The sequence below is a fragment of the Bradyrhizobium sp. genome, from assembly GCF_035701725.1.
Taxonomy (GTDB): domain Bacteria; phylum Pseudomonadota; class Alphaproteobacteria; order Rhizobiales; family Xanthobacteraceae; genus Bradyrhizobium.
The window spans coordinates 15,688-38,731 of the sequence record NZ_DASSRP010000155.1; the positions used below are offsets into that span (position 1 = coordinate 15,688).

General features: G+C 61.7%; 17 protein-coding genes. 12 read left to right on the forward strand and 5 right to left on the reverse strand.

All coding sequences use genetic code 11. From position 1 onward, the window contains the following. The first annotated feature begins 7 nt into the window (after positions 1-7). The 3 genes from VFL62_RS08885 to VFL62_RS08895 all read left to right on the forward strand — a co-directional run bounded on the left by VFL62_RS08885 (position 8) and on the right by VFL62_RS08895 (position 1,958). Complete coding sequence (locus VFL62_RS08885; RefSeq protein WP_325171999.1) at positions 8-535, forward strand: hypothetical protein; 528 nt, start codon at positions 8-10, stop codon at positions 533-535. Between the two features lie 106 nt (positions 536-641). Further along, positions 642-983 (forward strand): hypothetical protein, encoded by a 342-nt coding sequence (locus VFL62_RS08890; protein ID WP_325172000.1) that lies wholly within the window; start codon positions 642-644, stop codon positions 981-983. An 87-nt stretch (positions 984-1,070) separates the two neighbouring features. Then, positions 1,071-1,958 (forward strand): 3-keto-5-aminohexanoate cleavage protein, encoded by an 888-nt coding sequence (locus VFL62_RS08895; protein WP_325172001.1) that lies wholly within the window; start codon positions 1,071-1,073, stop codon positions 1,956-1,958. Between the two features lie 89 nt (positions 1,959-2,047). Here VFL62_RS08895 and VFL62_RS08900 read toward each other — a convergent pair whose 3' ends face one another. The 3 genes from VFL62_RS08900 to VFL62_RS08910 form a co-directional block, all read right to left on the reverse strand. Beyond that, on the reverse strand, positions 2,048-3,670 hold the full coding sequence (locus VFL62_RS08900; protein WP_325172002.1) for an esterase-like activity of phytase family protein: 1,623 nt from the start codon (positions 3,668-3,670) through the stop codon (positions 2,048-2,050). Between the two features lie 241 nt (positions 3,671-3,911). Then, the gene (locus tag VFL62_RS08905; protein WP_325172003.1) at positions 3,912-6,035 is read right to left on the reverse strand and encodes an alkaline phosphatase family protein; all 2,124 of its coding nucleotides are present in this window, start codon (positions 6,033-6,035) and stop codon (positions 3,912-3,914) included. Between the two features lie 145 nt (positions 6,036-6,180). Next, complete coding sequence (locus VFL62_RS08910; protein ID WP_325172004.1) at positions 6,181-6,873, reverse strand: TetR/AcrR family transcriptional regulator; 693 nt, start codon at positions 6,871-6,873, stop codon at positions 6,181-6,183. Between the two features lie 188 nt (positions 6,874-7,061). On the opposite strand from VFL62_RS08910, the gene VFL62_RS08915 reads away from it, so the two are divergent. Both VFL62_RS08915 and VFL62_RS08920 read left to right on the forward strand, forming a co-directional pair. After that, on the forward strand, positions 7,062-8,297 hold the full coding sequence (locus VFL62_RS08915) for an acyl-CoA dehydrogenase family protein (protein WP_325172005.1): 1,236 nt from the start codon (positions 7,062-7,064) through the stop codon (positions 8,295-8,297). 223 nt (positions 8,298-8,520) lie between these two features. After that, the gene (locus VFL62_RS08920) at positions 8,521-9,579 is read left to right on the forward strand and encodes a phosphotransferase family protein (RefSeq protein WP_325172006.1); all 1,059 of its coding nucleotides are present in this window, start codon (positions 8,521-8,523) and stop codon (positions 9,577-9,579) included. A gap of 13 nt (positions 9,580-9,592) precedes the next feature. Here VFL62_RS08920 and VFL62_RS08925 read toward each other — a convergent pair whose 3' ends face one another. Beyond that, entirely contained in the window at positions 9,593-11,020 is a 1,428-nt protein-coding gene (locus tag VFL62_RS08925) for an amidohydrolase family protein (protein ID WP_325172007.1), read from the reverse strand. A 297-nt stretch (positions 11,021-11,317) separates the two neighbouring features. Here VFL62_RS08925 and VFL62_RS08930 point away from each other — a divergent pair, with 297 nt between their 5' ends. The 7 genes from VFL62_RS08930 to VFL62_RS08960 all read left to right on the forward strand — a co-directional run bounded on the left by VFL62_RS08930 (position 11,318) and on the right by VFL62_RS08960 (position 21,566). Next, positions 11,318-12,169 carry a hypothetical protein gene (locus tag VFL62_RS08930; RefSeq protein ID WP_325172008.1) on the forward strand — a complete coding sequence of 284 codons (852 nt, stop codon included), beginning with the start codon at positions 11,318-11,320 and terminating at the stop codon, positions 12,167-12,169. Positions 12,170-13,075: 906 nt separating this feature from the next. Beyond that, positions 13,076-13,567, forward strand: coding sequence for a Spy/CpxP family protein refolding chaperone (locus VFL62_RS08935; RefSeq protein ID WP_325172009.1), 492 nt, complete (start codon positions 13,076-13,078; stop codon positions 13,565-13,567). Between the two features lie 49 nt (positions 13,568-13,616). Then, complete coding sequence (locus VFL62_RS08940) at positions 13,617-14,957, forward strand: lytic murein transglycosylase (RefSeq protein ID WP_325172010.1); 1,341 nt, start codon at positions 13,617-13,619, stop codon at positions 14,955-14,957. Positions 14,958-15,058: 101 nt separating this feature from the next. Continuing rightward, positions 15,059-16,540, forward strand: coding sequence for a L,D-transpeptidase family protein (locus VFL62_RS08945; protein WP_325172011.1), 1,482 nt, complete (start codon positions 15,059-15,061; stop codon positions 16,538-16,540). Positions 16,541-16,587: 47 nt separating this feature from the next. Further along, positions 16,588-19,047, forward strand: a complete 2,460-nt coding sequence (locus VFL62_RS08950) for a hypothetical protein (protein ID WP_325172012.1) — start codon at positions 16,588-16,590, stop codon at positions 19,045-19,047. Then, complete coding sequence (locus tag VFL62_RS08955) at positions 19,047-20,465, forward strand: S8 family serine peptidase (protein ID WP_325172022.1); 1,419 nt, start codon at positions 19,047-19,049, stop codon at positions 20,463-20,465. Before VFL62_RS08950 ends, VFL62_RS08955 begins: the two co-directional genes overlap by 1 nt. A 48-nt stretch (positions 20,466-20,513) precedes the next feature. Continuing rightward, positions 20,514-21,566 (forward strand): hypothetical protein, encoded by a 1,053-nt coding sequence (locus VFL62_RS08960; protein WP_325172013.1) that lies wholly within the window; start codon positions 20,514-20,516, stop codon positions 21,564-21,566. A gap of 81 nt (positions 21,567-21,647) precedes the next feature. On the opposite strand, the gene VFL62_RS08965 is transcribed toward VFL62_RS08960, so the two are convergent. After that, on the reverse strand, positions 21,648-22,823 hold the full coding sequence (locus VFL62_RS08965) for a cobalamin-independent methionine synthase II family protein (protein WP_325172014.1): 1,176 nt from the start codon (positions 22,821-22,823) through the stop codon (positions 21,648-21,650). Positions 22,824-23,044 lie beyond the last annotated feature (221 nt).

Below are 23,044 nucleotides of genomic sequence, written 5' to 3' on the forward strand. Positions count from 1 at the left end.
GGCAAAAATGTCGGCGGAAACCATCTTTCGTATTCATCTTGCTCTCGGATATGTCACCTGGCTGCTTTGCTTCGGCGCCTATGTCTGGCCCTGGCTGAAGTCCATGGAGCGGGACGAGGCGCAGCGCGCGATCGCGACCGTGCACAGCTTTCGCTTTTTCGGACTCGTTTTCCTGGTTCCCGGCGTCACCGGCGACCACTTGCCGGCGGACTTCAGCGCATTTTCCAACTTCTCGGCCTATGGCGACTTCGCGACCGGACTGCTGGCGATCCTGGCACTCCTCGCCTTCAGGGTGCGGCCGCTGTTTCTTGCGCTCGTTGTCGCTTTCAATCTGGTCGGGGTCGTCGACCTCCTCGGCGACTACACGCTTGCGACGCTGGGCAATCTGCCGGCCCGGGCGGGTGAGTTCGGTTCGACCTATGCGATCCCGATCATCTACGTGCCGCTCTTGATGATCACGCATGTGGTTGCGTTCTACCTCTTGATGCGTTCCCGCGCAGCAGTAGCTGCGGCATCACCAGCGCCGACGACCTGAACCGGGTGACTGGCGGCATTGGACAAACGAGGCGATGCTGGTTTATGAGAATGCGAGGCGGGCGAGCACCGCAAAGGATCACCTCACATTTTCAGGAATTTGCGAAATGGCCGAAACGGACCTTGATGTTGTCATCCGCGGGATCGGAAAGACGCAACACAAGGCGCTGATGGCGGAGGCCAAAAAGCGTCAGGCCCGCCTGGCAGGCCTGGCCGCCAAGGCCAAAACCAAGGAAAGCAAAGCGCGCCTCAAGCAGACCGCCAAGGACATGATGCTGCATGCCAATGCCGCGGCGCGGCGGCTGCAGATCGGGTGCGAGAATGCCGCCGACAGCTACGCGCGGGCGATGAGAAATGCGCTTGAGGAGCTCAAGGCGGCCGAGGCCAAGGTTGCGGCGGCCGCCAAGAGCAAGGCGGAAGCCAAGAAGGCGGCCAAGAACAAGGGCTGAGGCGCCGGCAAGGTGGCTCGCCATCGGCTCTCCGCTGCGCTATGCCAGTCGCCAACCTCCACCAAGCCGAAAAAGGCGAGCCGCGCCATGGCGCATCAACCCCACTCCAAAGTCATCATTACCTGTGCGATCACCGGCAATATCACCCGGCCGGATCAGTCGCCTTATCTGCCGATCACGCCGCAGCAGATCGCCGACAGCGCGCTGGAGGCGGCAGAGGCGGGGGCTTCGATCGCCCATATCCACGTGCGCGATCCCGAGACCGGCCGGCCCTCGATGTCGATCGATCTCTACCGCGACGTGATGAGCCGGATCCGCGCCAAGAACCCGAAGATGATCATCAATCTCACGACGGGACCGGGCGGTCGGTTCGTGCCGTCGGACGAAGATCCGAAGGTCGCAGGCCCCGGCACCACGTTGATGGTGCCGGAAAAGCGGGTCGAGCACATCGAGCTCCTCAAGCCTGAAATCTGCACGCTCGACCTCAACACCATGAACTCCGGCGGGCAGGTCGTGATCAACACGCCGCCGAACGTGCGCAAGATGGCGGCGCGGATGCGCGCGGCGGGCGTGCTGCCGGAATTGGAGCTGTTTGATTCCGGCGACATTCATCTGGCGCGCGACCTGCTTGCCGACGGGACCTTGCAGGGCCCGCCGCTATGCACGCTGGTGCTCGGCGTCAAATACGGCTTCGATCCGTCGCCCGAGACCATGCTTTATGCGCGTAACCTGTTGCCGGAGGGTTCGACCTGGGCAGGCTTCGGCATCGGCCGCTCGGAGTTTCCGATGGTGGCGCAGTCCTGGCTGCTCGGCGGCCATGTGCGCGTCGGCATGGAGGACAATCTCTATCTGTCCAAGGGCGTGCTCGCCAAGAGCAACGCCGAACTGGTGGCGCATGCGGCGCAAATCCTCAAGGATCTGGGTGCCGCGATTGCTACGCCCGTGGAAGCACGCGCGATGCTCAAGCTGGCCTGAGCATTTTTCGAAGCGAATCGCCTCTCCCACATCGATCCGCCGCCCTCGGCGCAAAGACTGGGGGCGGCGGACGCCGTTTGGCGCTCGGGTCAGTGCCGGTCGAGAATCTTCTCGAGATCGTGGTCGAGATCGTCGAGAATCCGGGCGAGCGAGAGGTCGAACTGCCGCGGCGGCACATAAGTCGGCAGCGTCACGCGATAGACCAGCACCAGCGTATCGACGTTGAAGCCGGAGGCGTCCTTGTAGGGCTGGCCGGCCATGAAGCCGTTCTGGGTGATGAAATCGTTGTCGCTGCCGACGAACAGGAAGTAGTCGTGCGGCGTCTTCGGATCGAGCGTCGGCACGATCGCGATGCTTTCCCACTTTTCGTAGAGGTCGTTGCCGTCGGCCGGCGCGCCGTTGTGAAGGCCAAAGCGGTTGAGCTGTGCGTTGTCGTTGATGTTGAGGAAGGGCTGGTAGGCCGCGGGCGTGATGGCGGGGTTCAGCACGCCCTTTGGCGCCACCTGGCCGCCGACTTTATCGGCATCGGTGCCGGCAATGTTGGTGGCCTTCGAGATGTCGATCAGGTCGATGCTGCGATAGACCGAACCCGGGTTGGCGACGGCAAATCCGCCGGTGCTGTCGCGCGCGAGCACCAGGAATTGGTGGTCGTTGAGCGCGTGCAGTTCGCTCTGCGCGGCCGTGAGCAGGGTCGGCTTGGTCGTGGTCTGATCCTGGTAGAGCGGCAGCTGGACCACATATTCGCCGACGAGCTTGGGTTGCTCATGCCGCAGGTCGTAGGCCAATAGACGCGTGTTATGGCGGGTCAGCTTGATGGTGGCCGAGCTCGTCGCATCGAGATCCTGGATCAGCGCGCTCTGCAGCAGCACGAACAGCGTGTTGCGGTCCGGGCTCATCGCGAGCCCCTCAAAGCCCTGATTGTTCTGCCGGCCCGAGACCGGATTGCCGGTGTTCAAGGTGACGCCGATCGGCGGGCTGTTGGCCGAGAAGTTCTCAACCAGATTTCCGTTGGCATCGTGCCGCATCGGGATAAAGGCGTCCGGCGGCCGGATCACGTGGAGCAACTGCCCGTCCTTGGCGTAGTGATAGATATAGGGGCCGTATTCCTCGCTCACCCACACCGTGCCGTCGCCGACGTGAACCAGGCCTTCATCGTCAACGGGGACGTGGCCGTTGTCGGCGATCGGCAGATCGGGGGTACCGAACATACCCGGGCGGACCCCGGTCGGGTCGAGACCAGTGGTGGGTACGCCGCCGGCCTGCAGAAACAGCGTCGAAGAACGATAGTCGAGCTTGAGCTGATCTTGCGCGGTCGTGCTGGCGCCGGTGAAGGGCGTCAGCGTGACGTGGAAACGATGCATCCGGCCGCGGAAATCCACCGTGCCTTGCGTGTTCCAGCCGCGATCCGGCAGCATATAGAGCGTGCCGGCGTAGCTGCCGTCGAACTTGCGGTGCCAGGTCGCCAGATCCATCGCCATGCTGGAGCCAAAGCCGCCGAGCGTCTCGCCGAACTGATCGACCGCATCGGACGGCACGCGCGCCACGCCTACCAATCCCTTGTTGACGAAGGTCGCGCCTTGGAAGGTGACGGGCTGCGCGGCTGCAACGCCGTAGCTCAAGCCGAGGGCGATCGCCGCGGTCGCCGCAAGGCGCGTCCATCGAAGCGGAAAGTCCGCACGGTTGTTCTGCAAAGAGGTGGAGGAAATACCCATCGCGATCATGCTTTCCGGTGAGAGCGTTGAAAAAAACGGATCAAGCGAAAATGGCTTGCGAACCGTCTTGTTTGATTTCGCGCGCGGCAACTAAGCGCAATCCTGTATCAAAAATATTACAGTGTGGTCGGGTGCGTGTGGACAACGCCTGGCTGGCGTCGCCGTCTCGCCGGACATTTGATCGGGCGGCGCGTTGCCGCACCGCTCGATACTGATTTGTTGGATCGCACGCGGAAGATCGCTAACCCTTGCGATCGTCCAGGATACGGTCGAGGAGGCCATCGATCTCCTTGCGGAGGCCGCGGTCGTCACGGTCGTCGAAGTCAAACATCTCCATGAGATCGCCGATCGCCGGCATATTGCGCGGCACGTAACGATCGTCATCCTTGTCCATGACCGGATTCGGCAGATTGTCGCGGCTTCGGGCGGAAAGCGGCTTCAGTCCCCAGTTGCGCTCGATGAACTTCGTGATCGAGACATGATCGTAATAGGTGTGCACCACGCGGCCGCCGCGGGAGAACGGCGAGATCACCAGCAGCGGAACGCGGGGTCCGTCGCCGAAGAAGTCGACCGGCTGAATGAAGCCGGAGTCGTAGAAGCCGCCGCTTTCGTCCCAGGTGACGATGATCGCGGTCTCTGCGAACAATTCCGGATTGGCGCGGACCTGATCGACGATGTTGTCGAGCAGCGCTTCAAACAGGATCAGCTTTGAGGATTGCGGGTGACCGTCGACGAGGCCGCTCGGCTTGACGAAGGCAACCGACGGCAACTGGTCCTTGGCGACATCGGCGAAGAAGTCGACGATGTCCCTGGTGTGCTGCTTGATCTGGCTGGAATTGCCGTAGATCGAGGCCGCATATTGCATCGGGTTGCAGATCGGGCAGTAGGCGTTGGGCTGACCGGCTACGGCTTCGTTGAAGCCGCCTCCATAGTAGACCCAGGAGACGTTCTTGGCGTTCAACGCATCGCCAATGGTCGGCACATTCTGCGGTGGAATGAAGAAGAAGTCGCTGCCGTCCGCCGCCTGCTTCGCCGACAACGGATTGGCCGGTGTGCCGTCCGGATGGTAGCCGGGGAAGAAGTTGTTGATGGCGTAGAAGGTGCTTGGCGCGCAGACCGTCGGCGACAGCTTGTAAGGCAGGGTCGCCAGATAGTTCTTGATGGCGGGAACGCCGGGCTGCGTCACGTCGGAGCAGTTGACATATTCGCCAAGCGAGGCGGCGATGTCATTCTTGTAGACGTTGTTGGTGCCGGGCACCGGGTCCGGATTGGCGACCAGCGAGATCGTGACTTGCGGCGGCAGACCGAGCACCGCGCCGGGGACCGGCGGCGGGGGTACAGGCTGGAAACTGTTGGCGTTGAACACGCCATTTTCTGCGAACGTATTGTTGAAGAAGTACACGTCGCCCGTGCCGATCATGATGTGATTGGCGCCCGTGCCGCCCATCACCGCCTGATGATAGTTGTCGGCGATCGAATATTCGAGCGCGAGCCTTTTCAGGGTCGGCGCGTCGCCCTGGTTCATGTTGAAGAACGCCATCGAGGTGCCCATGCCTTCTTCCGCCAGCCCGGCAAACGTGGTGATCACGTAGGGCAGGAGGTCGGCTTGGCAGCCGGACGGATTGTCGCGCGAGGCATGCTGGAGCGTGCAATCGAATTGCTGCCACATCTGGAAGAACCGATGGATCGTGTCTTCCGTATAGGCATCGTAGGCAAGGCCGTGGCCCTGTCCGTCCTTTGCGGTTTGCTGGAACGGCCCGTTCGGCAGGTTGGTGACGTTGAGAATGCGGGTGTCGGGGTTGCGCACGCCGTTGGGTTGGCCGCCGGTGGTTTCCGGCTTCAGCGTAATGCCGCTCGCGCCCGTGGTCAGCAACACCGCATCTTCGGGTTCGAGGCTGGGCTCGGCCGCGCGCGCGACGGCGACGCTGGCGAAGGGGGGCGGGGTGGTGTCGCTGCCCGCAACCGGCACGCCATTCAGATCCGGCGGCGGCAGCGTTGCGAACGCCGTCTTGCTGACGTCGGGGGCGCTGATGAAATATTGCGGCTGCGGTGCGACGGTGAATTGCGCGGCTTTCGAGAAATTCGGACCAGGCGTGCCGTTCTCGTTGACGATGCCCTTCGACAGCAGGTTGGCGATGTGCTGGCCGGGACGGGGCCGGAAGGTGCCGAAGGCATGATCGAAGCTGGAGTTTTCGGCCAGCACGACGATCACATGCTTGATCGGTGTCGCGGTATGGGTGCGGTCGGCGGCTTTATCCGGATCGGTCGCGCCGGCCTGGGTCGTGAAGGTGCAGAGCGTTGCGACCGCTACGCCAGCCAGCAGTCTGACTTTGCGACTGCGCAGCGCGTATGTCTTTTGATACATTTAGGTGCTCCCCTGAGTGAAAACGGCGGGAAGCTAACGAGACGTCATGACACTTTCGTCGATGTGTCATGACAGCTTTGTTTGTCTCGACGGAAATTTTTTCTCGAAGAAACGGGAATATTGTCGCGAGCGGAGGTGTCGGGCCCTAACCCTTCAGTCTTTCCGGGCGGCGGGAAATAACGTCCGTCTCGTTGCGGGCCGGCGGCCGGCCGGCACCTGCACGGGCGGTCAGCATCATCGCGCAGGCCTCGACGATGCGTTCGATCAGCGCCTCGACGTCATCGAGATTGCATTTGCCTTCCGACAGCTTGCTCAGACGCTCGGTATCGCGAATGGTCTGATGCGCCATCGCGAGCGCGAAGTGCAGACCCCAATAAAGATCGGCCTCGTCGCAATCCGGCAGCGAGCGCCGCATGGCCGCGGCAAATTTCCGCAAGTGATCGATCTCGCGATTCTTGATGCGGCGGATCGGCGGTACCGACTCGATCGAGGCCCGGATCATGAAATGCGCGGCGGTCGACTGTTCGTTGTCCGGTCCCAGGCAACCGCGCAGGGTGGGGCCGACCAGCGCCCGCAGGATCGCCTTGATGTCGGCACGGCCCTCGTTGCCTTCGGCTTCCTTCAGCTCGGCGAGACGTTTGCGGTTGGTGGCGATGCCGCGGGTGACGAAGAGTTCGGCGATCAATTCGTCCTTGGAGCCGAAATGATAGTTCACCGCCGCAAGATTGACGCCGGCGGCCGCCACGATGTCGCGCAGCGTGACCTCACCGAAGCCGCGCTCGGCATAGAGCCGCTCGGCGGCGTCGAGGATCAAAGCGCGGGTCCGGTCTGATGGCATGAGCGTTGCGGGATTGCAATTCAAACAGTTGTATGAAACTATGGTTTGAACGTGGCGATGTCAATGCGCGATCGGTGCCTCGGACCGTTTCACGCCTTGTCGCGGCTCACGAAAATCACTTGCCGAGAACCGGCGGCGGGCGGAGAGTCGCCGCCAATCAATTCACTCAAAACAACGGGGAAACGCCCATGGACTTCACGATGTCGGAACGCCAGCGCGAATGGCTTGGCCGTGTGCAGTCATTCATGAAGAACCACATCCGTCCCGCGGTGCCGATCTACAAGCAGCAGGACGCCGAGGGTGGCCGCTGGAAGGTGATTCCGATCCTCGAGGAGTTGAAGAAGAAGGCGCGCGCCGAAGGCCTCTGGAACATGTTCATGCCGCCGTCCTCGCATGAGGACGATGAGTTCCGCGGCGCGGGACTGACCAACCTCGAATACGCGCTGCTGTCGGAGGAGATGGGACATATCAGCTGGGCCTCGGAGGTCTTCAATTGCTCGGCGCCCGACACCGGCAACATGGAAGTGTTGATCCGTTACGGCAACCTTGAGCAAAAGCGGAAATGGCTGCGTCCGCTGATGGACGGCGAGATCCGCTCCGCCTTCCTGATGACGGAGCCTGCGGTGGCATCTTCCGACGCCACCAACATCGAGACCCGGATCGAGCGCGACGGCGATCACTATGTCATCAACGGCCGCAAGTGGTGGTCGTCGGGCGTCGGCGATCCCCGGTGCAAGATCGCGATCCTGATGGGCAAGACCGATCCCAAGGCGGCCAAGCACCAGCAGCAGTCGCAAATCCTGGTGCCGTTGGACACTCCCGGCATCACGGTCGAAAAGATGTTGCCGGTGTTCGGCTTCGACGACGCGCCGCACGGCCACGCCCAGGTGCTGCTCGAGAACGTCCGCGTGCCCGTCAGCAACATTCTGCTCGGTGAAGGCCGCGGCTTCGAGATCGCACAAGGCCGGCTTGGCCCGGGCCGCATCCATCACTGCATGCGCACCATCGGCAAGGCCGAGGAGGCGCTTGAGAAGATGGTGAAACGGCTGTCGTCGCGCACCGCCTTCGGCAAGAAGATCATCGAGCATTCGGTCTGGGAGCAGCGCATCGGCGAGGCCCGTACCAATATCGAGATGAACCGCCTGTTGTGCCTCAAGGCCGCCGACATGATGGACAAGGTCGGCAACAAGACCGCGCAGCTCGAAATCGCCATGATCAAGGTCGCGGCGCCGAACATGGCGCTGAAAATCATCGATCAGGCGATCCAGGCCTTTGGCGGCGCCGGGGTTTCGGACGAGGCGGGGCTGGCCAAGGACTATGCGGGCATCCGTACCTTGCGGCTCGCCGACGGTCCGGATGAGGTGCATAACCGCGCCATTGCCAGGCTCGAGCTTCGGAAGTATGCCAACGCTCCGGCAAAGTAGTGAACTAACATAAGGCTGGATGTTGCCGCGTCGGCGGTGTGCTCCCTCTCCCCTTGTGGGAGAGGGTTGGGGTGAGGGGTTACGGTCCCTCCGTTGCGCACCAGCTCTCACCCGGATCGCACTGGACGATGCTGTCGCATCGCCAGGAGCGGTCCGACCTCTCCCAAAGGGAAGAGGTGAAATGGGGCGACGCTGCCGCTTTCGGCGAATGAGGGAGCGCACCGTGGCCGAAGGCGTCAGGAGCGACGAGGAGTTTTCCGGAACCAAGCCGGTCGAGGAGCGGCACCGGATCGACGAGGTGCGCCTCCACGACTGGATGGCGCAGCACGTCGAAGGTTTTCAAGGGCCGCTGACCGTGCTGCAGTTCAAGGGCGGTCAGTCGAATCCGACCTACCGGCTTGATACGCCGTCGCGTTCCTACGTGATGCGGCGCAAGCCGTTCGGCAAGCTGCTGCCGTCGGCGCACGCGGTCGACCGCGAATTCCGCGTCATCGCCGCGCTCGGCAAACAGGGGTTTCCGGTTGCGAAAGCCTATGCACTCTGCACCGATGATGGTGTGATCGGGGCGGCCTTCTACATCATGTCGATGGAGGAGGGGCGGGTGTTCTGGGACCCGACCCTGCCGAACCAGCCGCCGGCGGCGCGATATGCGATCTTCAAGGACAAGATCGAAACGCTCGCCAAACTCCATACCTTCGATCCGCAAGCCATCGGCCTTGGCGATTTCGGCAAGCCCGGCAATTATTTTGCGCGCCAGGTCGACCGCTGGACCAAGCAGTACCGCGCCTCCGAGACCCAGCACATCGAGGAAGTCGAGAAGCTGATCGAGTGGCTGCCGCGCACCGTGCCGCAACAGGAGCGGGTCTCGATCGTCCATGGCGACTATCGCCTCGACAACATGATCTTCCATCCGACCGAGCCGCGGGTGATCGCGGTGCTGGACTGGGAACTTTCGACGCTCGGCGATCCCATGGCCGATTTCACCTATCTTCTGATGCAGTGGACGATGCCGGGCCTCGCCAAGGCCGACTTCAAGGCGCTGAACATTCCGACGTTGGAGGAGGCCGCGCAGATCTATTGCAACGTCACCGGCAGCGCGGTGCCCGACCTGAACTGGTATTTTTCCTACAACCTGTTTCGGCTGGCCTGCATCACGCAAGGCATCGCCGGGCGGATCCGCGACGGCACCGCCGCGAGCGCCAAGGCGATGGAATCCGCGGCGCGCACCGTGCCGTTGTCCAAGGCGTCCTGGGGCTACGCACAAAAGGCGGGCGCGGTGTAAGCGCGTAACGCGCTTATCGCCACTTCGCCCGCTCGCGAATGCCTGCGAGCGCGGTGCGGGCGCCGGATATCACCTCCGCGGTGTCGACCGCCACGAGCTTGCCGCCGCGTTTGAGGATGCGGCCGTCGACCACGACCGTGTCGACGTTCTCCGGCGCCGTCGCTTCGAGCACGAGATGCGCGGGGTCGGTGACGACGGCCATGTTGAGCGCATTGGGGCTGATCATGATCAGGTCGGCGCGTTTGCCCGGCTTGAGCGAACCGACCTGGTCCTCGATCCCCATCGAGCGCGCGCCCTCGATGGTCCCGAGTTCAAGCGCGCGCCGGGCCGTCATCTTGAATTCGTTTTCGGCCCGTCCATTTTCGCAGTCGCGGGCAAGCTTCAAGACGCCGAACAGGTTGGAGCTTCCGGTCAGGGCCGAGGTGTCGATCGAGATTCCGATCGGAATGCGTTTGGCCAGCATTTCCGAGATCAGCGGAAAGCCGAAACCGATCCGCAATTCAGACCCCGGCGACATCGATATTGCGGCGCCTGATTCCTCGATCATGTCGAGTTCTGCCGGCGTGACCGCCAAGGCGTGGATGAGCTGAACGTCCTTGCCCATCAGCTTCGACTTGTAGAGCAGCTCGACCTGGTTCACGGCGCGATGCGCGGCCGCCGCCACATGCACCGTGATCGGCAGGCCGAGCTTGCGGGCATTGTCGAACTCAGGCTGATAGACTTCCGGCTTGATCGGGCCGGCGCGGAATTGTCCGCGCAGTCCGACGCCGAGCGTCAGCAGGCCGTCGTTGGCGTAGCTCTTCCAGTTTTTTGCCAGCGTTTCGATCGGCGCCTGATCGGCCGATTGCGTATCGGGCAGACCTTGCGGCCAGCCGCAGGAGTGCCGCGCGCGAATGCCGGCCTGGCTAAGGGCGCGGATGTCGGCCTCCGCGTGGGCCGTGCTTCGCACGTTGTGACACCATGAGTGCACGAAGGTCATGCCGGAATTGATGGCTTCCGCCGCCGAGAGCCGCGTGCTCTGGAAAATATCGTCCGGCGTCATCTGCTGGCCGAAGCGGGCGACGGTCGGGAAGTAACCGTCTTCCTGCTTGTCGCCGGCAAAACTGCGGAAAATCGTGTTCCACATATGCCAATGGGTCTCGACCAGACCCGGCATCACGATCATGCCGGTGCCGTCGATTGTCTCGCCGCCGCTGAGGCCATGACCGACCGCAACGATTTCGCCGTCGCGCACATGCACCGAGCCGCCGGTGAAGTCGCCGAAGTCGCGCTCCATCGTCATGATATAGGCGTTGGTGATGGTGAACTCGCCGCGCGCAGGCAAGCGCGTCGCGGCGGAACTATTGGGCGGCGTTTGCGCCATCAATGATGGCGAAAACAGCCCCGTTGCGCCCAACGCGGCCGCGCCGCCAATGAAATTCCGCCTGCAAATCTCGCACATAGTTCCTCCCGCGCCCCTTAATGCGGACTGGGTTTGTGACTGGTGTCCGCCTGTTGAGGCGGATTGTGACACCAATTGGCGCCGGTGACGACTAGCCTTTACGGTGGCAAGGCCAGCGGGCGCCTCGCGGTTTCGGCATTTCGCGCGGGGTCTTTCGGTCGCCGCCCGCGGTCGACGCGGAGCCGGCGCAGGCGCTCACAAGCCGGCGACTGTCACAAATCTCCTGTCGTGATTCGCCATTTTTTATGACAGAATTAATAAGGATAGATGTCGTTTTGATTACGGACGGAGCCGTTGATGAGACTGGAATCGCGAGCGCAGCCACGTTCATTGGCCTGGTCGAATCCCGTGTCCTGGTGGTGGGCGATGCTGACGCTGGTCAGCGCGATCAACGTTGCAGCGTGGGTGCTGATGTACCGCGAGCTGCACGCCGCCGGCACGTCGGGCCGGGTGCCGGGCATGGAAATCATGCTTCTGCTCAGCGCCGCCTATGTTTTCGGCTGCGCCTTCCGTTCATTTTTGCCGCGCGCCGATGTCCAGCGGATCTGTCTGTTTGACACCTGGCTCTCGAGCGTTGCGGTCGGACGCTCGGTGGCGACGGTCGCGGAGCTGTGCTTCGCCGCGCAGTGGACGATGATCCTCTGGCAACTCGGGACCATGTCGGGTGCTGAGACCGCGGTGATTGCGGCTTGGGCGATCCTGCCGCTGATCGTGATCGCGGAATGTTTTTCGTGGTATGCGGTCGTCACCACCAAGTATCTTTTCAATGCCATCGAGAATTCGCTGTGGGCGGTCGCGTTCTTCATCGCGGGCATCGGGCTTTGCCGATTGTTGCCCGAGTTTAACGGCGCGATCCGCATCGTGCTCGGCAGCGCGGTGGTCGGCATCGTGTTTTACATCGTATTTCTGATCACGGTCGATGTGCCGATGTACCTGAAGCGTTGGCGGGCGGACGTCGCCGGCGGTAACAAGATGCTGCGTCCGCTGGAAGGACTTCGTGACGTCAGCACGCGCTGGATCGTGACGCACGACATTTCGGAGTGGCGGGAAGAAATTGCGTGGATGTCGCTCTATTTCAGCGCTGCGGTGTGGGCGAGCCTCGGGCTTTGCGTGTTTTACGCACTCGAAGGTCACATCCTGGTGTCCTGATTTGTGAAGTTTGCAACACGCAGAACTTCCGAACTGCGAAGCCGGATAACATAAGATAAGAAAAGTCCGGCTTATTCAGGTTTTTTCAAGCAATCCGCCGGTCCCGCGGCGCAAATGCGTTGCAATCCGGGCAGTCCACATCTTTGCGACCGCCGATTTATGATTCATTTCGACGCACGCGCTGTGACGCGTCGCAACAGATTCCCATTTCGGTCTCAAATCCGCCCTCGACTCGCATCAGTGTCGCTGCCGGTGGAGAACTGGGGACACGTTTCGGCTAGTAGTTATTGGGGAATTTGGCCATGGTACCCGTACAACCGCTACACAACGCACTAAAAGAACTCGATGGGTCGTCATTCGGGCCTGACGAATTTACCGACGAAGATTACTCCGACGATGATGTCGTTTCGCTGCTCGAAGAGAATGCACGGCTGCGCAAGCTCGTAGTCAGGCTATCGGAGATTGTGCTCCGGAACGTCGCGGACGAAAAATAACAGCCAAACTGCCGCACCAAAATCGTCACTCTGATCAGAAGCTCGCCTCATCAAGACAACCGCTCCGATGCAAGTCGGGCGCTTTCCTTCAGAGCGGCGAGCTTCGCCTACACCACATCTTCCGCCAAATCGCCCGGCACCGGCTGAGGTATCTAGGCCGCAATCGGTGCCGGCCATCACGCGCTTGTACTCGCCGCATGGATCGGCAATGTGCGCATGCTTGGCGCGGTCTTGCGCTGGTCCCGGCGAAATCGCTGTATGTGTCCTTGCTTCCCACCGGCCCAAGCGGGGGCATAGTGCCGGGCAGTGATGCCGAGATGTCCTCTGCATCGGTATTGAAGTAGCGGCAAAACCGCAGTACCGTCCGGCCGTTTGCTGTTTTATTTTAGCAAAGTAATTTTGGGGGCAGGCAATGTTGAAGCATTTGGCTGTCGGCTTGGCTATTTACGCGATGGCGGGGACGACACTTGTCTGGTCGCAGACGCCGGCAACTCCGACAAATTCTCCTCCATCCGCGACGAGCGGCGATTCAGCATCGAGCAACGGGCCAAGGGCGGAAGACGTCGCGGCGCTGAGCGACGCGCGCCTGGCGGCCCTCAAGATCGGCTTGAAGTTGAAGCCCGATCAGGAAAAAGGCTGGGCCGCGTTCGAGAGCACGGTGCGCGATCTTGCCAAGCAGCGGCAGGACCGGTTCAGCCAACTGACCAAGGAGCGCCAAAGCCTCCCGAAAGGTCAGCTTGCGAGTCCGGCCGACGCCTTGCGTCTTCGCGCCAAATCAATGACGCAGGTTGCCGCTGACTTGACGCGGTATGCCGACGTTATCGACCCTCTCTACAAGAGTCTCGATGACGATCAAAAGCGTCGAATGCTCGTCTTGATGACCGGGTTGATGCCGGGCCGATGATCGGCTTTCCGGCGGGACTTTCCATCATTCTCCGCGGGGGATGAAAACGATGGTTGGCTCAAGCGTTCCGAGGTCGTGCCTTCTGTATGCGCTCGGCGCGCTCGCCGCGTCCGCTCTGACGGACAGCGCTTGCGCGCAAGCTGTCGACAGGACGGCCCAGGCCGCGACTTCAAAAGCTTTGAGCAACGTCAGCGCGGGCGAATGGAGCGGACGCTCCGGTCACTCCGGTGACGCGATGATGAAGGCCGACGCGATCCGCAGCGCAGCAAAGGATTTCCCGAAATGCATCGACGGACTCCGGACGGTGGCCGAGGCACGCGGAATTTCGCGTCAAACCTTTGATGCCGTGGCCGACGGGCTGAAACCGGATTTGCAGCTGCTCGATCATCTCGACGCCCAACCAGAATTCAGGATGGCGGTCTGGCAATATCTCGACGTGTTCCTGTCCAGCGACCGCATCGATCGCGGCCGCGAGATGCTCACCCGCTACCGCCCGGCGCTCGATGCAATCGAGAAGGCTTTCGGGGTAGATCGCCACGTTCTGCTGGCCATTTGGGGCATTGAGACCAACTACGGCACCGAAATGGGGCAGTGGCCGGTCCTGACTTCCACCGCGACGCTCGCCTGCATCGGACGTCGTCAGTCATATTTTCGCGGCGAGTTTGTCGCCGCACTTTCGATCCTCGAACGGGGCGACATCGGCCGGGATCATTTTGTCGGATCATGGTCGGGCGCGTTTGGCCAGACGCAGTTCATGCCGTCTTCCTTCGAGGCTTTCGCCGTGGACTTCGATCGCACCGGTCGGCTCGACATCGTCGGATCGGTCCCGAACGCCCTTGCCTCCACGGCGAACTATCTGAAGGTTTACGGTTGGACGCAGGGGCCGGCGAGCATGGAAGTCGTCCTGCCGAAATCGTTCGATTATTCCTTGAGCGATCAGGTTGAGCCCAGGGCGGCAGGTGATTGGGCTGCGCTCGGGGTCGTTGGTGCAGATGGAAGGCCGATTGCCAGCGCCAGCGATGCGAGCTGGCTTTTTGTACCCGCTGGCGCCCACGGGCCGAGCTTTCTGATTTTCCCGAATTTCAAGAGCATTCTTTCCTACAATCCTTCTTACGCCTACGTGCTGGCTGTCATGCTGCTGTCGGATCGACTTCGGGGCGGCGGCGAACTTCGTCATGACTGGCCGCGCAGTGAACGCATGTTGAGCGATGCCGAGCGGCTTGAGCTTCAGGCCCGCCTGGTTCGCCGCGGATTTGAAATTGGGGGAACTCCCGATGGTCACGTGGGGGTCGGCACGCGACAGGCGATCCGCCGCTTTCAGGCGTCTGTCGGCATGATTGCAGACGGATATCCCTCACCGGCTTTGTATGAACGGCTTGTGGCGCCGTAGGGTACTGATTTTTTGATGCTTGCCCGCCGGCGACAGGATCACCGGCGGGGTCTCTGGATGGTTCGACGGCAAGGCTTGTTTTCATGCCTGCAGGCACACGAATGACGATCGCGGTCTCGGCGCTGCTGCTGGCGGCGTTTTTGTCGCACGATACGAGGGTCGCCACGCACATGTCGGCGACCAGTCCCAACGCGCCGGTGGCGCGGGTGCTGCGCCACCTCGTCGACGATCTGCGCAAGAGCCGCCTCATGCCGGCCGCCGATCAGGCTGCGGTCGAGACATTCTATCGCAAGCGTGGTTTTTCTCCGCTCTGGATTGCCGACGGTCAGATGACCGACCGGGCGCGCGGGGCCATCGAGTGCCTTGGCGATGCCGACGCAGAGGGGCTGCGATCGGCGGATTACGCTATTGCCGAGCTTGCGCGCGACGCGGACGCAAAAGCGCTGGCGCGTGCCGAACTCGGTCTGACCAGAGCCGTGCTCGCCTACGCGCACGACGCCGCAATCGGCCGCGTCCCATATGACAGAGTGAGTTCGGAGATCGCCTACCAGCCCCAACCATTCGGGCGGCTGGCCGCGCTCGAGCGCGTTGCGGAAGCAAAAGACGCGGCTGAAACCCTTCGTTCCTTCAATCCAACGCACGCCGGCTATCGCGCGCTGAAGAGGCAGCTGTCGGAATACCGCGCGGCGCTCGTCAAGGCGAAGGGCGTCAAGCCGCGATCGTCGGGCAGCGTGAGCGAAGCCTCGCGTCTGGAGAGCGTCGTTCGCACGATCGTCGCCAACATGGAGCGTTGGCGCTGGATGCCGCGCGACCTCGGTGCCGATCATGTGATGGTCAACATTCCGGACTTCACGCTCAAGATTGTCCGCGCGGATGCGGCGGTATGGACGACAAAAGTCGTTGTCGGCGATCCGCTGTCGCCGACGCCCATCACATCCGCCGACATGACGTCGATCACGCTCAATCCGATCTGGAATATTCCAAAGTCCATTGTCGAGAAGGAATATCTCACGGCAATCGGGGACGAATTGGAGCGGATGGATCGTCTCGGTATTCGTTCCGCGCGCTCCGCCGATGGATCTCTGCACGTCTATCAATTGCCGGGCGAGTGGAGCGCGCTCGGCCAGGTGCGCTTCAACTTCCCGAACAAGTTTGCGGTCTACCAGCACGACACGCCCGAGCAATATCTGTTTGCGCGAAAAAGCCGCGCGTTCAGCCATGGCTGCATCCGGGTGGAAAAGCCGCTGATCTACGCCCAGGCGCTGCTGGCGATTGTTGCGCCCGAACGCGATTATAGCGCCGAGCGAATCTACGGTCTGCTCGGCGGGGATGAGTTCAACATCGAGTTGCCCAAGGCAATGCCGGTGCATCTCACCTATCAGACGGCTTTTGTGGATGATGCAGGCAAGCTGCAGCTGCGAGACGATATCTACGGCCACGACCAGCGCCTTCTGGCCGCGTCGATGCGCGCGCCCGCGTCAAATGTTGCGCAGACGCCGGAAAAACCACCTGTTGTCGCGAAGGGCTTGCTGGTTCGCATGGCGGATTGGCTGGACCGTCAGAGACATCGTCTGGGCGTATGAGGAACGGCATGCTGTCAACATATCGCTTGGCCAACGGAGGAATGGGGATGCGCAGGCGGTTGAGCCATTTGATCATGGCACGTGCGATATTGGCATGCATTGCCGCTTTCGACTTCACCGCAGGGGCGCATGCGTCGTCCCATTCCGGCGCGCCTGATCTTGCGATGATCGGCGAGATCGTCCGGCCCGACGCCAAGTCGAACGATCTCGCCACGCCCGTCCTGGCCTCGGTTCGTTGGTTGAGCCCCGACGCTGCTTCGGAGACTTCCGCATCTCGTGAGAACAGGATTCGTCTTGCCGCCGACCTTCCGGTCAAGGCGCCTCCGCCATCGCTGCCGTCGTGTCCCGGCGGTCTTTATTACCTGCCGGGTACCGATATGTGCACGTCTCTTCCGGTGAAGGCCGGATACAACTTTAAGTTCGAGTGCTTCGGCGATACCGGCATTGGCTACACCATCTCGGCATATACCGGCGGATTGTCGATCGGAGGAAATATCGGCCAACAAATTGCGACCGCTTATGGCGACTTCAAGCCAAGCTATTCAGGGGGAAGCGGCTGGACCATCGGCGCCGGTTTCGAGACAGGTCTGCATGCATATAACTGGGACGTCCCAAAAGATGGACATGACTACAACTGGGACGTCCCGAAGTGGACCGTCGGCGGCGGCCTGGGGGGCTGGGATCATCTTGGAGGCTACGGCAGCTACGACAAACCCGTCGGGGGCGACACGATCCGCATCGGAGTTAACTACCGATTTGACGATCCGCCCAGGAGAAGCGAGCCGACGAAGACGCCGCCGCCGGTGACGAAGATCCCTCCGTATGCCGTGATCGATTATAACGGGCTCAAGTTAGGCGGCTACGTGAAGGCCGACGACAATCCTGTCGGCACATTTCCAGGCGAAGGCTCCTCCAACTGGGGCAGGATCGATTACCGCGCCGGCTTGAATATGTGGGGCGGCGCTCAGGTCTTCGTTGGCACGCGCCAATCCACCGACGGCTACAGCAACGATGTTGGCCGTGGTGGGAAGATCTACCAGCCTCGCTGGGAAGAATGGGACGTCATTCGTGATCCCCACTTCGGCGACACTTACGACATCAGCTATCAGTACGATGACGGTACGGAAGACAGGTTCTCGGCATTTTACGACCTGGACGGCAATTATCACGAGAGATGGGACTACTACGACCACGAAGCGCCCGGGAACGACGAGCAAACGGACTACGTGTACGACGGTACATCGATGACGCTGATCAGCCGGACCCACACCGATTGGGAGTGGGATGCCGTATATGTGCATCAGACGATCAGCACGAACGGCAAGATAGTCGACCTGCGGAACAGCTACTCTTACTTCGACCTGGCCATCGGGCAGGGGGTTCAATCCGTGGCGACGACGCTGCTCCAGGTTCAACTCGCACAACTCTTCCTCAACGTCCTGTCGTTGCCGCCCTCGTTCATGGCGCCGGACGCCATGCGAGGCGGCGCCCGCGTAGCACCACCGGCCGCAATCCCGTTGGCGAGTGATTCCGGCTTACCGGTGGACGTGGTCCCCATCGTGGGCGACGGCGGATCGGTGGACGTGGTCCCGATCGTGGGTGACCTCGGCGGAGATGTCGATTTGGACATGGGCGGTGCGCCGGGTGGACCTGCTTCCGCTCCCGACGCCAATGTGAAAATGCAGGCCGAGCAGGCCGGACCCGCCCCGAGCCCGAGCAGTACCGGCAATCCCAAACGTGGAGACATCGAAACGCTTCGTCCGATTCCGGTTTCGCTCACCTCGCTGGAGTTCGCCGAGAACGCAACGGCACGCGACAAGGCCAAGACGGCCAATCCGGCTCCGGCGCCTGCACCGGCTGAGAAGCCTGCCGTCGCACTGAAGCTTTTCACCAACAAGCCTGCTCTGCCAACGGCGAGCGGGCCGCGGCCACTGGATGTCGGATTCGACCACGGCCCGGCGGCATGCCTGACCGACAAGACAGGCAGTTGCAGCGTGACCGTGCCGAGCAGCGAACGACGGTTCTACGGGCTCATCGGCAGCGCGTCGGATTTCGCAGTGAAGCTGAAAGTCCCCTACACGACGGCGATCGTATGGCGCGAGAAGGACGGCGCTGCGCCCGCGACCATTGACGCCATCCGCCAGCGTATGCCCTCTTTGCCGCCGGAAGTTCGGGCAAAGGCGAGATCCTTCACGATTGGAGACAAGAGATTTTCGCAGGCCATGATCGAGGCTTCCGATTTCAATCCGTCACCGGACCGCTGGAAGAATTACCTGCGCCCGACGACGCCCGCGCCCACGCCTCCTGCTACAAAAATGAAACGGGGCGACGCGGCAGGTAATCCGATGGATTCATACGCGCAGGGCGGCGATCTTGGATCGGCGCAGTCCGACGATTGCCACTACAAGCAGCCCGCAGCTTACGTCGAGGGCCAGCCGCTCGCGGTCAGCGATGTGGCGGCCCGCGAACTCAAGGGCGCAACCCTTCACATTGAGGCCGTGCGGTGATGTTCACCAAATACAAGTTTGTGCTGGCTGCTGTTTTCCTTGCCGCGCTTCCTGCCGCGGCGGCCGCCGAGGACATGCTCGAACCGCCCGTCAATAAATACTTTCTGAGCAAGGGCGCGTGGGGGCAAGACTACCCGGACCAATGGGCGCTCTCGCATATCGGGTTCGACAATTCAGCGAATTCGGCGTGGCGTCTGGTCCGGCGAAATGCCCAGCCGGTCATTGTCGCCGTCATCGATACCGGGCTCGACTGGAATCATCGCAACATCGATTGGGAGAACATCTGGCGAAACTCCAGGGCCTCGCCGGCGAAGGCCGAGCTCGACAACTATGCCGATGACGTCATCGGCTGGGATTTTTTTGATCGCGACAACAAGCCCTGGGATTTCGACGGCCATGGCACCATGGTGGCGGGCATCATCGCCGGCAGCTGGAAGGACAAGGACGGCATGGCCGGCGTCAATCCCTTTGCACGGTTGATGATCCTCAAGGCCGTAAACAATTTCGGCGTCACGCGGGCTTCTTTCCTCGCCGAAGCAATTGCCTATGCCGCCGACCACGGCGCGCGCGTGATCAATCTGAGCGTGGGCGGCAAAGGCAGCGCGCAGGTTGCGAAAGAGGCGATCGACTATGCCTATGCCAAGGGTGCCGTGATCGTTGTCGCCGCCGGCAATGACGGCGCCGAGATCAAGGATTACGGGATAGCGATGTCTGAGAAGATATTGCTGGTGGGCGCGACCGGTTTTGACGATCAGCGGATGGGATTTTCCAACTGGGGCAATATTTCAGTGGCTGCGCCCGGTCTTGAAATCCTCAGCCTGCGCGCCCGGCGCACCGATACCATGCTTGGGATCGAGGGTGTGAAGTATGTGCCCGGTGCCAATTTCGTCGGAGAGGACAAGCGCTACTATCATGCGAGCGGCACGTCCTTCGCGGCACCTCTGGTCAGCGGCCTGGCGTCGCTGATGATCGCCAACGATCCCACTCTCACCAATCGCCAGGTGATGAACATCATCAAGAGCACCGCGCGTGACGTCGGCACGCCCGGCGTCGACCAGTTCACGGGCTATGGACTGATCGACGCACGCGCGGCGCTGAAAGCGGCGCGGGACTATCGCCTGCTCGTAAATATTGCAGCCGTTGAATCTGCTACTGCCGGTGGAAAACAAGTTGCCCGCGTCCGCGGAACGGCCGATGCGGACGATCTCAAGAGTGCCCGTCTCGAGATCGGCGCCGGCGAATCCCCAACCGCCTGGGTGCCGATTGGCCCGGTATCGAGGTGTGACGCTGTGGATTGTGTGCTGGGCGATGTCCCGGTCGCCAAGCTGAGCGGGGCAAAACTGTGGCAAATAAGAGTCATCGTGGAACATTCCAACGGCTCGACCCGCGAAATGCGTTTCAGGTTGTCCTTGGGCTAGCCAAGGCATGTTAATTGTTTCTCCATATTTCAGTGATTGGGGGCGATCATGTTGCGCAGGTTCGTGGGGACGTGCCTTGTCGTTTGTGGCCTAACTCTTTCGGGCAACGCTTGGGCAATTACGGCAACTGTGACCGGTCAGGGGACGGGGCAGGCGGAAAAAGGCGGGACTTTTACGGTCGTCAAGCAGTCGTCGACTGGCAAAGTCACCCACTATACCGGCCGTATCAATCCAACCACCCACAAGGCGACGGTCAGCGTTCCGGTGAAAAAGGGTGATACGCTTTACGGCAGCCTCGATGGCGGTCTGACCGGCAAGCCGCTTACTGACGATAATATCAACGGGACCGTTCCGGTCGATTTCAGCACCGGCGTGGGGCCCATTCCTCAACCGGGAATGCCAACGACGTACACGTCGAATCCTCCCTATACGCCTTCATATCTCATCGTATCCAATCCTCTGCCCTGGAGCGGCTTCTACATCGGCGTCCAGGGCTCAGGCGGGACCACTGACCAGCGCATCGTCGAGCGCTTCGCGGGCACCGACATAATTTCCAATACCCTGTCGAACAACAAAGGAATTGGTGGCGTCGGCATCAACGCCGGATATGACTTCGGCGGCTTCGGCATGCCGGGAGCCAGCGTCGGACCGGACGTGTCCTTCAACTGGATCGGGAATTCCAACAACCAGGTGTTCGCCAACGGCAGCTTCATCGGCGTGCACTACAACTGGAACGTAGACCTTGCATTGAAGGGCGAGTACTGGAACCAGCAGCACACCATGGCGATCTACGGTCTCGCTGGCGCCCGTATCCTGGATTACGATCTGCAAAGCAATTTCACGGGCCCGGTCCAGTCGGTGAATCGTACGACGGCGGGCTTCCTGTTCGGCGTTGGCGGTGAAGCCACACGGCCGGACTGGCGATGGGGTAACGGGCAATGGACCGCTTATGCCCAACTCACGGTCGCCTATATCGACAGCGATACGATCCGCATGCCGCCATTCTCGACGGGCTTCGATTACGCGCAGCGCTTCACTCAGGTCACAGCTACTGGCGGCCTCCGTTACCGGCTTGGGGCTCCGCCGCCCCCGCCTCCGTAGGGCGTAAGCGAAGGGACGATCGATCCGGTGCAACGAAGGGGCGAGGGCAACTCGCCCCTTTCTCATGTCCGGCTCGCTCCGTCAAAACAACCGGTCCGATGCAAGTCGGGCGCCTTCCTTCAAAGCGGCGAGCTTCGCCCACACCACATCTTCCGCTACACGCCCGGCACCGGCAGAGGTATCAAAGCCGCAATCGGTGCCGGCCATCACGCGCGCGGGATCGCCAAGCGTCTTGGCGACCCGCTCGATACGCTCGGCGATCACCTCCGGATGCTCGACAAAATTCGTCGTTGAATCGATGACGCCGGCGACCACCACCTGGTCGTCGGCGATCGCTTTTCCCTGCAGGCAGCGAACCTCGTGCGCATGGCGGGGGTTGGCGAACGGCAGCACCAGCGCACCGACATTCATGCGCGCGATCAAGGGCAGGATCGTCTCCAGCGCCACGTCACGGTCGTGCGGACCTTCGTAATTGCCCCAGCAGACATGCATGCGCACTTTGTCGCGCGGAATGTTGCGCAAGGCGTCGTTGATGGTGGCGACCACGCGCTCGACGAAACTCAGAAAATCCCGGATGGGGCGGTCCTGAAACGAGATGTGATGCTCGAGCGCGAGATCCGGGCAGTCGAGCTGAAGCAGGAATCCCTGGTTGGCAATCGCCTCGTATTCCACCTGAAGCGCGCGGCCGACGGCGGCGAGATAGGCGTCCTCGGTGTCATAGTGCTCGTTCTTGATCGCGGCCACCACGATGCCCGGGGAGGGGGCGGTCAGGAACGCCTCCACAAATCCGCGTCTGCCGTCGCGCTTGCGCGCCTCCAGGACCGCGCGAAAATCCGTGCATTCGCGCACCGCCTCGGCGGCGCCGATATAGTTGATGTCGCCGATCACCTTCGGTGGCGCAAAGTTGCTGACCATTTCCCTGACGGCGCTTTGCTGCTCCAGCATCCGCTTGAACACCGGGTAGCCTTCGACGTCGGCGCGCGGCCAGCGCTTCCATGATCCGCCGAAGCCGGTCATGCGGTGGCGGACATGAAGAAAGAAACCTTCGCGCTGCTGCTCGCCATTATTGCCGATATCGATGCCGGCCTCGATCTGCCTGGACACGATCTCCAGCATCGAGGCGTGACCGGCGCGCTCGATTTCGCTTGCATCGACCGCCTCGCCGCGCGAGCGCATGGCATAGAGTTTCGTCAGCGCCGGGGGACGCGGCAGGCTTCCGGTGTGAGTGGTGAGAATGCGGTCGTTGCTGCGCTGCATCGGAACTGCCCTGAAAGTATGACCGGAAAAGATGGTCTGTGATACTGTCGAATACCCCTCAACTCAACAATAACAAGAGCGCCTAGTGGAGTGGATTTGATATTCGCGAGCCTGTTGCCCGGAATGTGTAATGCGAATGTCAAATCCAAACACTCCACTCAAAACCGATATTTGCCAGTGGTCCTTTGATTCGAACATTTGCAAGACTGCCAGCCAGACCG